The 11,955-nt window shown below is 56.3% G+C and carries 12 protein-coding genes and 3 tRNA genes; 8 read left to right on the top strand and 7 right to left on the bottom strand.

Translation table 11 applies throughout. The features are described from left to right. Positions 1–13: 13 nt before the first annotated feature. Positions 14–883 (bottom strand): triacylglycerol lipase, encoded by an 870-nt coding sequence (locus DXT77_RS15920; protein ID WP_119428342.1) that lies wholly within the window; start codon positions 881–883, stop codon positions 14–16. Positions 884–1,219: 336 nt separating this feature from the next. Between DXT77_RS15920 and DXT77_RS15915 the strand changes: the two genes are divergently transcribed. Then, on the top strand, positions 1,220–2,329 hold the full coding sequence (locus DXT77_RS15915; protein ID WP_256662956.1) for a hypothetical protein: 1,110 nt from the start codon (positions 1,220–1,222) through the stop codon (positions 2,327–2,329). Between the two features lie 47 nt (positions 2,330–2,376). On the opposite strand, the gene DXT77_RS15910 is transcribed toward DXT77_RS15915, so the two are convergent. Next, positions 2,377–3,453 carry a 3-deoxy-7-phosphoheptulonate synthase gene (locus tag DXT77_RS15910; protein ID WP_119428341.1) on the bottom strand — a complete coding sequence of 359 codons (1,077 nt, stop codon included), beginning with the start codon at positions 3,451–3,453 and terminating at the stop codon, positions 2,377–2,379. Positions 3,454–4,087: 634 nt separating this feature from the next. Here DXT77_RS15910 and DXT77_RS15905 point away from each other — a divergent pair. The 6 genes from DXT77_RS15905 (at position 4,088) to DXT77_RS15880 (ending at position 7,997) form a co-directional block, all read left to right on the top strand. After that, positions 4,088–4,552 (top strand): GNAT family N-acetyltransferase, encoded by a 465-nt coding sequence (locus DXT77_RS15905; protein WP_119428340.1) that lies wholly within the window; start codon positions 4,088–4,090, stop codon positions 4,550–4,552. 127 nt (positions 4,553–4,679) lie between these two features. Further along, positions 4,680–5,321: a UvrY/SirA/GacA family response regulator transcription factor gene (gene uvrY, locus DXT77_RS15900; protein ID WP_032829778.1), complete on the top strand. Its 642-nt coding sequence runs from the start codon at positions 4,680–4,682 to the stop codon at positions 5,319–5,321. A gap of 2 nt (positions 5,322–5,323) precedes the next feature. Then, the gene (gene uvrC / locus DXT77_RS15895) at positions 5,324–7,147 is read left to right on the top strand and encodes an excinuclease ABC subunit UvrC (protein WP_119428339.1); all 1,824 of its coding nucleotides are present in this window, start codon (positions 5,324–5,326) and stop codon (positions 7,145–7,147) included. Between the two features lie 32 nt (positions 7,148–7,179). Next, complete coding sequence (gene pgsA, locus DXT77_RS15890; RefSeq protein ID WP_119428338.1) at positions 7,180–7,740, top strand: CDP-diacylglycerol--glycerol-3-phosphate 3-phosphatidyltransferase; 561 nt, start codon at positions 7,180–7,182, stop codon at positions 7,738–7,740. Between the two features lie 60 nt (positions 7,741–7,800). After that, positions 7,801–7,876, top strand: a tRNA-Gly gene (locus tag DXT77_RS15885). A gap of 47 nt (positions 7,877–7,923) precedes the next feature. Continuing rightward, positions 7,924–7,997: transfer RNA gene (locus tag DXT77_RS15880), tRNA-Cys, on the top strand. A gap of 198 nt (positions 7,998–8,195) precedes the next feature. On the opposite strand, the gene DXT77_RS15875 is transcribed toward DXT77_RS15880, so the two are convergent. Continuing rightward, positions 8,196–9,020 (bottom strand): bifunctional 2-polyprenyl-6-hydroxyphenol methylase/3-demethylubiquinol 3-O-methyltransferase UbiG, encoded by an 825-nt coding sequence (locus DXT77_RS15875; protein WP_119428337.1) that lies wholly within the window; start codon positions 9,018–9,020, stop codon positions 8,196–8,198. A gap of 601 nt (positions 9,021–9,621) precedes the next feature. Between DXT77_RS15875 and DXT77_RS15870 the strand changes: the two genes are divergently transcribed. Beyond that, a tRNA-Leu gene (locus DXT77_RS15870) sits at positions 9,622–9,708 on the top strand. Between the two features lie 82 nt (positions 9,709–9,790). Here DXT77_RS15870 and DXT77_RS15865 read toward each other — a convergent pair. The 4 genes from DXT77_RS15865 to DXT77_RS15850 are packed head-to-tail and all read right to left on the bottom strand — an operon-like array spanning position 9,791 to position 11,942. Then, positions 9,791–10,822 (bottom strand): tyrosine-type recombinase/integrase, encoded by a 1,032-nt coding sequence (locus DXT77_RS15865; RefSeq protein ID WP_119428336.1) that lies wholly within the window; start codon positions 10,820–10,822, stop codon positions 9,791–9,793. Between the two features lies 1 nt (position 10,823). Beyond that, a complete protein-coding gene (locus tag DXT77_RS15860) occupies positions 10,824–11,030 on the bottom strand; it encodes a DUF4224 domain-containing protein (RefSeq protein WP_119428335.1) in 207 nt (68 codons plus the stop codon). Positions 11,031–11,080: 50 nt separating this feature from the next. Next, positions 11,081–11,398: a hypothetical protein gene (locus DXT77_RS15855; protein WP_119428334.1), complete on the bottom strand. Its 318-nt coding sequence runs from the start codon at positions 11,396–11,398 to the stop codon at positions 11,081–11,083. Between the two features lie 49 nt (positions 11,399–11,447). Next, a complete protein-coding gene (locus DXT77_RS15850) occupies positions 11,448–11,942 on the bottom strand; it encodes a hypothetical protein (protein WP_119428333.1) in 495 nt (164 codons plus the stop codon). Positions 11,943–11,955 lie beyond the last annotated feature (13 nt).

Genomic DNA, 11,955 nt, shown 5'->3' with positions numbered 1-11,955 from the left:
CTGATGCCGGCGCTCAGAGGTTGGCGGCCTGCAGGCGCAAGGCGTGCTCGACGTACAACTGGATCGAATCGACTGCTCCGGCGTGCTTGTCAGCGGTTCGACCCAGGCTGCGCAGATGATCAACTGGATAGTCGGAACGGATCACGGTGCCCAGATGAGAACTGTAGCGCCCGACGAAGCCATCGTTTTGCAAGGGTTCGGTCATGAAGTACTGCGACAGGGCCCGGCAGATGTCTCGCATCGGGTCGGGTTTCTGCATATTTATTGACGGCACGACACCACTCCAGGAGTAGTAGCGCACCTCATTGACCTGTTCGGCACCTTGCCCGCCCCAGCTCTGCGGCAGGCCTTGCGGGTACTTGTCATTGAAGTCGCCGACGCCTTCGGTCGTCAGGGCATTCAATGCGGCCAATGCATGTTGCGGCAGCGCCGTGGTCCCGCTGAGCAGGCACAGAAAGTCAGAAAACAGTGTGGCGACGTTCTGCGCCACGATTTCCGGCAGCTTTCCGGGGACCAGTGCCTTGCGCAGGAAGTCCGCCAGTTCCGAACCGTGATTCGGCCCGCTGACCGATGTCACGGATGCAACCTTGTGTGGGGCAAACGCTGCCGCGTACCGAGCAGCGAGTGCACCCTGGCTATGGCCGATCAGGTTGACTTTCGCCGCACCCGTGCCCTTGAGCACGGAGTCGATCTGGCAAAGCAGTTGTCTGCCGCGTACTTCGTTGTCGTGAATGGCTGACAAGTGAGGTACGAAAACCTGCACGCCGATGGCCTTCAACGCCTGCCTGACGTCGTGGAACAGCTCAAATGGGCCGATACGCTCGAATCCGAACAAACCGTGCACCAGGAGGATGGGGTAACGGGTGGTGGTGTCTTGTTGCATTTTTCATCCTTGATCGCAGAAGTTCATCGATATTTTCCGGGTGCCACTCTAAATCAGTCTTGGAGCTCTCGATGTATGAAGCGTCTGTCTCGGGAGACGGAAACTGGGTCGGTGTGCGCAGGAAATATCCTCAAAGTTTGGAATCCGGATCGGAATATCTGGACGTCTTTTGCCTCATCCAATGTATTTGTTCTGTAATTGCCTACCGGTTGCGATGCGATTGCCGCCGGAACGCGGTGTGGATGGACGACATCATTTTTCTTGTCTGACTGATTGAATAGAGGCTCTTCGACGCAGCAGTGAGCTGCAGGGCGTTTCCAGGGAGTGGAGCTACGAATGAATATGCAGAGCGCGCAAGAAGCGACACGGGGCAATGTTTTAGCCGTAACAACGATCGGCTCATCAGGGCACGCATGCCTGCGCGAACCGTCGGGTTCATTGCCTGCGGTGACCCTCGAATCGGTGGAAGGAGGTGTCCTTGATCCCTCGTTGAACAGAGTTGTCATCCGGATCGCGCCATATCCCGAAATGGCATGTGGTGACAGAGTGGTACTGAGCTGGCATGGTCTCGACATCGAGGGTTTGCCGTATCGACACGAGTTTGCGCGATCGATCAGCGAGTCTCAGTTGGGGAGGGATATCGTTTTTGTCGTCAGCAGTCCTCACATCGCTGCGCTGGATGGCGGTTCGCTGGAGGTGTTCTGGACGCTGAGCAGCATGAAATGGTTGTTGCCCGTCAACTCCGTCAGGACTCAGCTGAATGTGGGGGATGTTCTATACAGTCTGTTGCCGCCCACGGTTGACGATGCCGTTGGCGGGCACCTTGATCCGGCGCGCGTCAATGAAGGCACCACTGTCACTCTCCAGCCTTATGCCGGGATGTCGGTGGGTGATCGAGTGGAGTTGTTCTGGCAGGGGGCTGCAGAGCACGCTTCATTCCGGGACAGCTTGATTGTCGAGTCCTTCGCTGTTGGAGCGCCGCTGGTGTTCGGTGTCGATTCTCGATTCATCATCCCGCATCGAGGCAGCGAAGTGCTTGTCCGATATGTCATCGAACAAAAAAACGGAGCGCTGCGCGAATCGGGCTCCAGGAACATCGCCATTGCTCCGTTGGTGCGCGGCGTACTGGCCGCACCGCAAGTACTTGAAGCACGGGAAGGGGCGCTGAACGTACGCGAAACCATTGATGGCGTCAGCATAGTGATCAGCAATGCGCAGGTGGAGGTCGGTGAACTGGTTTATCTCAAGTGCGATGGCGAGCACTTCTTTCATCGTGATGATCGGGAAATAACCAGCGGAATGGAGATTGAGCCCCTGGTGTTTATCGTTCCCTATCGCTTCTGGCGCGAGCATGTCGGTACGGCTGTTCGAGTGTCCTATTCGATTGAGCGGCTGGATGATGTCAGTCAGGTATCCGATGTGGCACTGCTGCGCGTGCTGGCTTGATCAAGCGGCCTTCCGGGCAGGCATGCTCCGGAAGGCCGGTTTCATATTCAGGCGAGGGACGGTTTCCGCAGACGCTGCGCAGCATCGAGCAGCAGACCTTCCGTGGCAGCGAAGCCCAGGCAGCCATCCGTTACCGAGACGCCGTAGCGCAACGACTCACTCAATGGCTGGCACCCTTCGAACAGATGCGATTCGATCATCATGCCGACCAGTGAACGGTCTCCCTGTAGGCGCTGCTCCAGCACATCGTTGAAAACGTCCGGCTGACGAAGAGGGTCCTTGCCGCTGTTGGCATGGCTGCAATCGACCATGATCCGGCTCGGGATCTTCAGTCGGCTCAGTTCGGTATGGATTCGGGACACACTCGCGCGATCGTAGTTCGGCCCTTGATGGCCACCGCGCAGGACCAGGTGGGTATCCGGGTTGCCCGAAGTCGGAATGATTGCCGGATGGCCCTGGCTGTCTACGCCAAAATGGCGATGTGGATGAGCAGCCGAGCGCATGGCGTCGACGGCAATGGATACGCCGCCATCGGTGCCGTTCTTGAAGCCGACCGGCATGCTCAGCCCGCTGGCCATCTCGCGATGGATCTGTGATTCGGTTGTCCGCGCACCGATGGCGACCCAACTGAGCAGATCGTCGAAATAGCCCGCAGCCATGGGTTGCAGCAGTTCGGTGGCAACCGGCAGACCGAGTCGGATCATTTCCAGCATCAGTTCACGTGACAATGTCAGGCCGGCGGCCATGTCGTCGCTGCCATCGAGATGGGGATCGTAGGCCAGGCCTTTCCAGCCGACGGTGGTGCGGGGTTTTTCGACGTAAGCGCGCATCACGAGGAGCATTTCGCCGCTGACTTCATCGGCCAGTCGAGCAAGTTTGCCTGCGTATTCGAGCGCGGATTCAGGGTCGTGAATGGAGCAAGGGCCGACGACGACCAGCAAGCGATGGTCTTCGCCGTTGAGTATGGCGCGAATCGCCTGACGGTGATCGGCAACCTGCTGGTTCAAGGCATTGCTCAGGGGCAATTGCTGCTTGAGTTGCAGCGAACTGGGCAGACGCAAGGTCAATGCCTCGTTGGCCGGGTTCAGGGTGGACAGTGGCAGAGCAGAAACGGACGAGTTCATATTCGGTCTTCCTGGGCTGGTCGCGGGTCTTTCCCGCTGACTCGGCCCTATTGGGGTGTTCGACAGTTGGCCGTATTGGCTACGTGTGTTGGCTTGCCACCTGTGGGTGACCGATCGGAGGCGGCAGGCTGTCCCGAGCGGAGGCTGCTAAATCGCCAGGCGGTAAAGCTGTCGTAGCGGTAATAAGTGGCGTAGTTCATGTGGTTATTCCTCAAGTGTCTGGTGTGTCGCTGAAAGTTCAGGGCCTGAAAAAACAAAACCCCCGGTCGGGAGGCCGACCGGGGGTTGAGAATTCTCTCGTAGGCGACCCGTCTATGTGGGCGCCGTGTGGGTATCAGGCGCGCCAGTGGCTAAACCAATACCCAAAATAAAAGCTGGCTGGAGCGCAGATGCTGTTCACGCAGGCAGCCGCAACCGAGCGCTGGGCGCTGGTGGCATGAAGCTGTGCAAGGACGTTGAACATGGTCTGTCTCCGATGAATGCGCCGAGCTTACTAGAGCCCGATGCGCATCAGCAATCAGAAATTGCTATTGCAGGTACAAGAAGGCCTCTATCGGTTGAGCCTGTGACACACTATGGCTTTTCAGCTGCTCAGGGTCGAGTAGCGTCGCAGTCGCATCAGGGAGGGCAAGTCATGCAGGTGGTGGATGTGCAAACAAGCTTTCAATTGCGACCGGCATTGCCCGATGACCTGTCGTTTGCGCGAGAAATCACCCGTCGGAACATGCTTCGCTATTACATCAACTACGATCTGTTGTGGCAGGACGAAGCTTTCGATCTTGCCTGGGCCGGACGCGAGAACTGGTTGATTGAATGCGATGGCAGGCCCGTCGGTTATTTCAGCCTCAGTCGTGATGCTCGCGCGCTGTACATTCGCGAATTGCAGGTCTGCGAGGGTTTCCAGGGACAAGGAGCAGGATCCTGGGCGATCGATCAGGTTGTTGCAATCGCGCGCCAGGAACGTAGACCGGCATTGCGTCTGACCGTGTTCAAGAATAATCCGGCGCAAAACCTGTATCGCAGAAAAGGAATGGTTGTGCAGGGCGAGGACGAATGTTTCCTGAGGATGCAGCTCGATTTCAGTACACCTGTGCTCTGAAACGCACGGCCGGCAAGCCCTGAATGATGAATTGAAACTTTTTATATGTTGCTTGCCGCTAGGTCTGTCTGGCAGTTTTTGCTAAGGTGTCCGGCATCCCAATAAGACCATATCGCGAGGTGTCTGCTTGATTAGGGTGCTAGTGGTCGATGACCATGATCTCGTTCGTACAGGCATTACACGAATGCTGGCCGATATCGATGGCCTGCAAGTGGTTGGCCAGGCCGAGTCCGGGGAAGAATCCCTTATCAAGGCCCGTGAGTTGAAGCCCGACGTGGTGCTGATGGACGTCAAGATGCCCGGCATCGGCGGCCTGGAGGCCACTCGCAAACTGTTGCGCAGCCATCCGGACATCAAGGTGGTCGCGGTCACCGTGTGCGAAGAAGATCCGTTTCCTACACGATTGCTGCAGGCGGGCGCTGCGGGCTACCTGACCAAAGGCGCCGGATTGCCGGAAATGGTACAGGCCATCCGCCTGGTCTTTGCCGGCCAGCGTTACATCAGCCCGCAAATTGCCCAGCAATTGGCAATCAAGTCTTTTCAGCCAACCAATGATTCTCCGTTCGATGCCTTGTCCGAACGGGAAATCCAGATTGCACTGATGATTGTCGGCTGTCAGAAGGTGCAGATCATTTCCGACAAATTGTGCCTGTCGCCAAAAACCGTAAACACCTACCGTTACCGCATTTTCGAGAAGCTTTCGATCAGCAGCGATGTCGAGCTGACGCTTCTGGCAGTTCGTCACGGCATGGTTGATGCCAGCCTCTGACCATGACTGAAACATTCGATTCCGGCGCCTTCCTGTCGACTGTCAGCGGGCGTCCTGGCGTTTATCGCATGTTCGACAGCGATGCGCGTCTGTTGTATGTCGGCAAGGCCAAGAATCTGAAGAAGCGCCTGGCCAGTTACTTTCGCAAGACCGGGCTGGCGCCAAAAACCGCTGCTCTGGTCGGGCGAATCGCCCAGGTCGAAACGACCATCACCGCCAACGAAACCGAAGCCCTGCTGCTTGAGCAAACGCTGATCAAGGAGTGGCGGCCGCCGTACAACATTCTGTTGCGTGATGATAAGTCCTATCCGTATGTGTTTCTGTCTGACGGGCAATTCCCTCGTCTCAGCATCCATCGCGGCGCGAAGAAGGCCAAGGGCAAGTACTTCGGGCCTTATCCGAGTGCCGGCGCCATTCGCGAAAGCCTCAGTCTTCTGCAAAAGACGTTTTTCGTGCGTCAGTGCGAAGACAGCTATTACAAAAACCGGACCCGTCCGTGCCTCCAATACCAGATCAAACGCTGCAAGGCGCCCTGTGTCGGGCTGGTCGAGCCAGAGGTTTACGCCGAGGACGTGCATCACTCGGTCATGTTCCTCGAGGGCCGCAGCCATGCGTTGACCAATGAGCTGTCGACTGCGATGGAAGAGGCTGCAATCAATCTCGAGTTCGAACGCGCTGCAGAGCTGCGCGACCAGATTGCATTGCTGCGCCGCGTTCAGGATCAACAGAGCATGGAAGGCGGGACTGGCGACATCGATGTGATCGCTGCTTTCGTCAACCCTGGTGGTGCCTGCGTGCATTTGATCAGCGTGCGGGGCGGTCGGGTTCTGGGGAGCAAGAACTTCTTTCCGCAGGTTGGCATCGAGGAAGACGTTGCCGAAGTCATGGCGGCGTTTCTTGGCCAGTATTTCATCAGCAGCCCTGAGCGGGATTTGCCAAGCGAACTGATCGTCAACGTTGTTCATGATGACTTTCCCACGTTGGTCGAGGCGATTCAGGAACTTCGCGGGCGCGAACTGACGATCAGTCATCGGGTTCGCGGAACGAGGGCGCGCTGGCAGCAACTGGCCGTGACCAACGCCGAACAGGCGCTGGGCGCGAGACTGGCCAACCGTCAGCACGTTGCCGCGCGATTCGAGGCCTTGGCCGAGGTACTGAATCTGGATGAGCCGCCACAACGGCTGGAGTGCTACGACATCAGTCATTCCAGTGGCGAGGCAACCGTTGCGTCCTGTGTGGTCTTCGGGCCGGAAGGGGCGATCAAGTCGGATTACCGTCGATACAACATCGAAGGCGTAACGGCGGGTGATGATTATGCGGCCATGCATCAGGCGCTGACCCGGCGCTTCAGCAAACTGAAGGACGGGGAGGGCAAGTTGCCGGACATTCTGCTGGTGGACGGAGGCAAAGGGCAGTTGTCGATGGCGCGTGATGTGCTCAACGAACTGGCCGTGCCGGATCTGATCCTGCTCGGGGTCGCAAAAGGCGCAACGCGCAAGGCGGGTTTCGAAACTTTGTATCTGAATGATGCTGCGCATGAGTTCACATTGCGTGGCGACTCCCCGGCGTTGCACCTGATTCAACAGATCCGTGACGAAGCTCACCGCTTTGCAATCACCGGGCACCGCGCGCGTCGTGGCAAAACCCGACGTACGTCAACGCTGGAAGGCGTGGCGGGCGTAGGTCCGACCCGTCGCAGGGACTTGCTGAAACATTTTGGTGGATTGCAGGAGCTGTCTCGTGCAAGCATCGAAGAGATCGCCAAAGCACCGGGGATCAGCAAAAAGCTAGCAGAGTCGATTTATGCAAACCTGCATAGTGAGTAGAATGTCCATTCACCTCGTAGCCAGTTGTGCCGATGAATATCCCTAATCTGATTACCGTTCTCCGTGTCCTGCTCATTCCGATCTTCATTTTGCTGTTCTATCTGCCTTACCAGTGGAGTTATCTGGCCTCAAGTTCGGTCTTTGCCTTTGCGGCAGCAACGGACTGGCTGGATGGTTATCTGGCGCGACGCCTGGAGCAAAGCACTCCGTTTGGTGCGTTTCTGGATCCCGTCGCTGACAAATTGATGGTTGCCGTTTCGCTGGTGTTGCTGGTGCAAGAACACGGCAACTTGTGGCTAACACTGCCGGCAGCCGTCATCATCGGTCGCGAGATCGTCGTTTCGGCGCTGCGTGAGTGGATGGCCGAACTCGGTGCGCGCGCCCATGTGGCGGTGTCGAATCTGGGCAAATGGAAAACCGCTGCACAAATGCTTGCATTGGTGATCCTCTTGGCCAACCCCAAGGTATTCAGCTTCTGGGTTTTCATCGGTTATGCGTTGCTGATGGTATCGGCAGGGCTGACTCTGTGGTCGATGGTTCAATACCTTCGGGCTGCCTGGCCACATCTGAAGACCGATGTTGAAAAGAAATAAAACTTTTTTGAATCAAAGGGTTGACGGCGCTTCTGATTTCTATAGAATGCGCCACACCAAGCGGGAATAGCTCAGTTGGTAGAGCACGACCTTGCCAAGGTCGGGGTCGCGAGTTCGAGTCTCGTTTCCCGCTCCAAGTTTGTACAGCGTTTGTTGTTGCGCTACTGACAGCAAATGTTTTGAGGCCGAGTAGCAAAATGGTTATGCAGCGGATTGCAAATCCGCCTACGCCGGTTCGATTCCGACCTCGGCCTCCACTCTTGAAAACCCCGTAGATCAATGATCTACGGGGTTTTTTCTTGCCTGCGAGAAAGAGAGTACGCGCTCTTTGAGCGCAAGGCAGCGTATCAAGGGCCTGTCCATGGCCCGTACGTTGACGCTCCAGGAAAAAGCATCAACGCCTCCAATCTCAGCGGTCAAAATCGGCAGGTATTAATTTTTGCCTGATCGTGCACTTACCTGAAAAACCACTTCTTCTTTCCGGCAGGCGGTGTGTCTTTGCTGAATTTTGCTGCGATAGGGGCAGAGTGTCCCAGCGGCCAGTAAATGCCGTGGTTTGGCTCTGGGTCGAGATAGACCTTTATTTCGTCAAAGCCAGCCTTCTTCAGTTCTTCAATGACTGACCACTCAGAAAACCTTCTCATCTCAATGGTGGTGCCTGGGCCGCCGTGATAGACGAGGTCATGAAAGTACTGGATGTCACCGTTCTTCTTGACGTTCCTCAAGTGCGGACCGTTTTCATTTTCGGTAATGGTCCATTCGTGCAGGTCTGGAAAGTTCTCGGTCGTGATTACGCCGCGTTCCCCGGGGTGGAAGTACGGAACGGTGAATACAAAAACGCCACCTGGTTTGAGTAGGCGTCGGGCATTTTCAAAAGCCAGGCTTACGGGAGAAGCAACATGCTCGAATACGTCACTCGAGACGATAAAGTCGAGTGTCCCTTCCATGGCCGGGTCGATGTTGGTGATATCGACCCTCGGCTCCTGGTGGTAGAAGGTGTTTTTGTAGGCAATGCGATGCGCGAGGCGGCTGACATAACCATCCCAGCAGCTCATGCCGATGCCGCAAATGTCAGGGCGCGGCGGAGTTATTTCGGATATGGCGAGGCTGTTGCCAAAAAGCTCGGTGGTCAGGACTTGTACGATCGAGCGCATTCTCACGGTGGACCCGCAGCCGTTGCAGGAAGCTTCTTCGCGGGTCAGTCTGGAGATTTCGATAGTGTTGCTGGTATTGCAAATATTACAGGTGAAAGTAGTCATGCTCTCATCTTCAAAATTCATGCTTTCTCTCCGTGTCAAAGCCTATTGAGATGAAATTGTTTTTCTTCTAGTGAGCCGTTTACGCCTTGTTCTTAAAGGGTATTGCGATACTTGTCACCTCGCATCGGCTGCGGCGGATACTATCAAACACTCGCTAAAAAACCGGTTTTTTGTTTCTGAAAAAAACGATGGGAGGCGAAGGGCTGGGGTGCAGTCGGTGGTGCGCGCTGGCATAGGCTCTGAGAGTGTTGGCTCGTGCTTCCGGTTGTCATGGGCAATGACAGCCGCCGTCAAAGTCAGCGTGGCTGACAGGCCTATAAAAATCAGTAGCTTGCACAAAAGGAATAGTGCTAACCTATTGAAACTCTTGGAGTTATAGATGGATTCAGATTTGAGTTTGCAACGATTAGACGCAAACCTCAGAGCCAGCTATAAGAAAGCGTTATAGATTCATGATTTATGGATTTATTTTCTGGCATCGCAGTGAAAGATTTCGTCTCGGAATCAGCCTTTGCCAACTTGCTTCACCGGGGAGTGATGTATATATTTCCCCCTCTGCTGTACGGGCAGCATTCTGTCAGGATTGTGAACCGGCATCAGGGCTACGCAACACCGCGCTACCGCCCGAATGGCGAAACTGGTAGACGCATGGGACTTAAAATCCCCCGCTCGTAAGGGCGTGCCGGTTCGATTCCGGCTTCGGGCACCATCTTAAATCAAGGGTTTGCGAGCGAAAGCTGATGCAAACCCTTGTTTGTTTCCGGTCCGCAATTTTGACAGTGGTCCGCAATTCACTTCGTGGGCATGACCCTTTTGCCCTTGCGATTCCGAATGTACTGCTCGGTCATCACGACAGTGGTATGCCCAAGTTGATCCTTGGCCTGCATGATATCGCCACTCGACTCCGCCTTGTCGGTGCCGGCCTTGGCGCGTAAGTCACGCATTTGGAACTCGGCCTTCTCAACTCCAGCGGCCTCCCGGGCCAAATCAAACCGCCTCCGCAACATCGCCTCCGTCATCGGAGTGCCATCCTCTGTCACGATCAGCCGCGTCGAGCGGACCTTGTGCCCAGCTTTCCGGGCCATGATTCGATCAATCAAAAACTTCAGCTCGCCAATTACCTCGATTCGCCGTTTGGCCTTCGTTTTTCCCTGCAAAACCCAGATCTGGCCATCCCGGACGTCCCGCTCGTCCATCATGCGGGTGTCTGTGACCCTTTGACCGGTCAGGTAGGCCAGGTCCATCGCATCTTGTAGTCCTGGATCTGCTTTGTCGTAGACGCGTTTGAACAGTTCGTCTTCGACGTAGGTGTCCCGGCCGGTTTCTTTGTTGCCCTTGATGCCTGAGCAAGGGTTGGCAAGGGAGGTGTAACCTTTATCCCGGGCGTAGTTCCAGATCGCACTTAGCAGGGCTTTCTCACGGTTTGCGCGGATGGGTGCGGATTTTCGCCAAGTAAGGTACTGGCGTACGTGCAGCGGCTGGATTGTTTCCAGTGGCGCCGGTGGATCGTCGAAGAACGCCAACAGGTTCTTCAGCTCGCGGGCATTGTCTTTTTGGGTGCTTGCCGCCTTCGTGGGCACCACGTCGACCATGTACTTCTCTGCGACGTAGCGGAATGTGACAATCTTGGCGACCAGGTCAACAGCTGTCCGATCGCGCTCTAGCTTGGCGTATTCCATGATTGCCAAGCCGTAATCGCTGCCCAGCGCGATCTCTTTACGGTCTTTTCCGCCGGTGTCGTAGTAATAGTAGATGCGGCCGCTGGCCTTCTTGCGCTCTCTCAACCGGGCAATTGAGCCCGGCTTGCTTGCTCTTCGTCCCATCTCAACTTGCCTTTCTTGGCGACCATACTGGTTTTTCAGCTTCGTAGCTTCCGACGGCCGTCACTGCCTGCGTTGTCACCGCTGGCCAGCCATTGCGCTTGATAGAGTGCCGGATTCCGTTTTTCTTCAGGTTCAGGATCTGTCCTGCCTTGGTCCGCGCGCCGGTCAGCTCGCAAACCTCTTCGTGCGATAAAAATTGAATGTTCATGAGCGTTCCATGCCGCGCGCGGCGGCAGAAGGTGGTTATTCGGTAGTGATTTACTGCTGGAGGAGTTCGGCGGGGACTTTGACCGTGGAGCCGCGCTTGGCGAAGACCACTGCGCGGAACACGGCGATGGTGCGGGTTTCGCCAGACTGGCGGTTGAATGGGGTGTTCGTCGCGTCGGCCAGCCATTGGTGCCGGTGACCGACATCGATCCAGACGCCGTATTTCGTGATCAGATGCTCGGCGTCGGGCAGGGCGAATAGATCCAGCTGGCCGGCGACTGGCTGCTGGCTACCCTCGATCGCGTTGATTGCCCAGTCCAGCGCACGATCGGCCAGTTCCTCGGTGCGGACGCTGACCAGGCGGTTCATGGACGCCGGACTTTGTAGCAGTAGACGTAGGTGAACCAGGCGAGGGCAATCATGGCGTCACCTCCGAGGTTTCTGGAATATCCTCGAACGAATATGTCTTGATGATGCGCTCTTCGACGCCGGAGACCTTGATGAACTTGGCTTCTTCAACCCAGGGGTAGGCGTCTGGCTCGCCGTGCTTGCCGCCGCCGCTCATCTCACAAAACGCGAGAGCACGGCCATCGGGCAGGATGAAGGCCTTCACGTCGACCTCGTAGTTTCGCTCCCAGCTGTAGTGACACCAAGAAGCGATGCCGCGAACTTCCTCAGCCTCATAACGCACTTCGTTGATGGCGTCGTCATGCTCGTTTTCGTCGAACAGGGTGTCGAGAAGTTCGCCCGGTGCAGCGGACAGAAAAGCATTGTCGATGTTGCTGTCCTGTCCATCATCGTCGGTGAATGTGTAGGCGTAGCCGAACTCAAGCCCCTTGCGCATGACGAGCAGCTTCGCCAGTTGGCTGGCAGTGAGCTTGTTTAATGAGTGGTGGATGTTTGCATCGAGCATAGGTATTCCTTGC

Source organism: Pseudomonas sp. 91RF, from assembly GCF_003576265.1.
GTDB classification, from domain to species: Bacteria; Pseudomonadota; Gammaproteobacteria; order Pseudomonadales; family Pseudomonadaceae; genus Aquipseudomonas; species Aquipseudomonas kribbensis.
The sequence above is the reverse complement of the archived record's forward strand: the minus strand, read 5'-3'. Positions and strand labels throughout refer to the sequence as shown.

Coding starts and splice junctions, on each gene's coding strand:
- DXT77_RS15920 (WP_119428342.1), bottom strand. CDS start 883: ATGCAACAAGACACCACCACCCGTTACCCCATCCTCCTGGTGCACGGT.
- DXT77_RS15915 (WP_256662956.1), top strand. CDS start 1,220: ATGAATATGCAGAGCGCGCAAGAAGCGACACGGGGCAATGTTTTAGCC.
- DXT77_RS15910 (WP_119428341.1), bottom strand. CDS start 3,453: ATGAACTCGTCCGTTTCTGCTCTGCCACTGTCCACCCTGAACCCGGCC.
- DXT77_RS15905 (WP_119428340.1), top strand. CDS start 4,088: ATGCAGGTGGTGGATGTGCAAACAAGCTTTCAATTGCGACCGGCATTG.
- uvrC (WP_119428339.1), top strand. CDS start 5,324: ATGACTGAAACATTCGATTCCGGCGCCTTCCTGTCGACTGTCAGCGGG.
- pgsA (WP_119428338.1), top strand. CDS start 7,180: ATGAATATCCCTAATCTGATTACCGTTCTCCGTGTCCTGCTCATTCCG.
- DXT77_RS15875 (WP_119428337.1), bottom strand. CDS start 9,020: ATGAATTTTGAAGATGAGAGCATGACTACTTTCACCTGTAATATTTGC.
- DXT77_RS15865 (WP_119428336.1), bottom strand. CDS start 10,822: ATGGGACGAAGAGCAAGCAAGCCGGGCTCAATTGCCCGGTTGAGAGAG.
- DXT77_RS15860 (WP_119428335.1), bottom strand. CDS start 11,030: ATGAACATTCAATTTTTATCGCACGAAGAGGTTTGCGAGCTGACCGGC.
- DXT77_RS15855 (WP_119428334.1), bottom strand. CDS start 11,398: ATGAACCGCCTGGTCAGCGTCCGCACCGAGGAACTGGCCGATCGTGCG.
- DXT77_RS15850 (WP_119428333.1), bottom strand. CDS start 11,942: ATGCTCGATGCAAACATCCACCACTCATTAAACAAGCTCACTGCCAGC.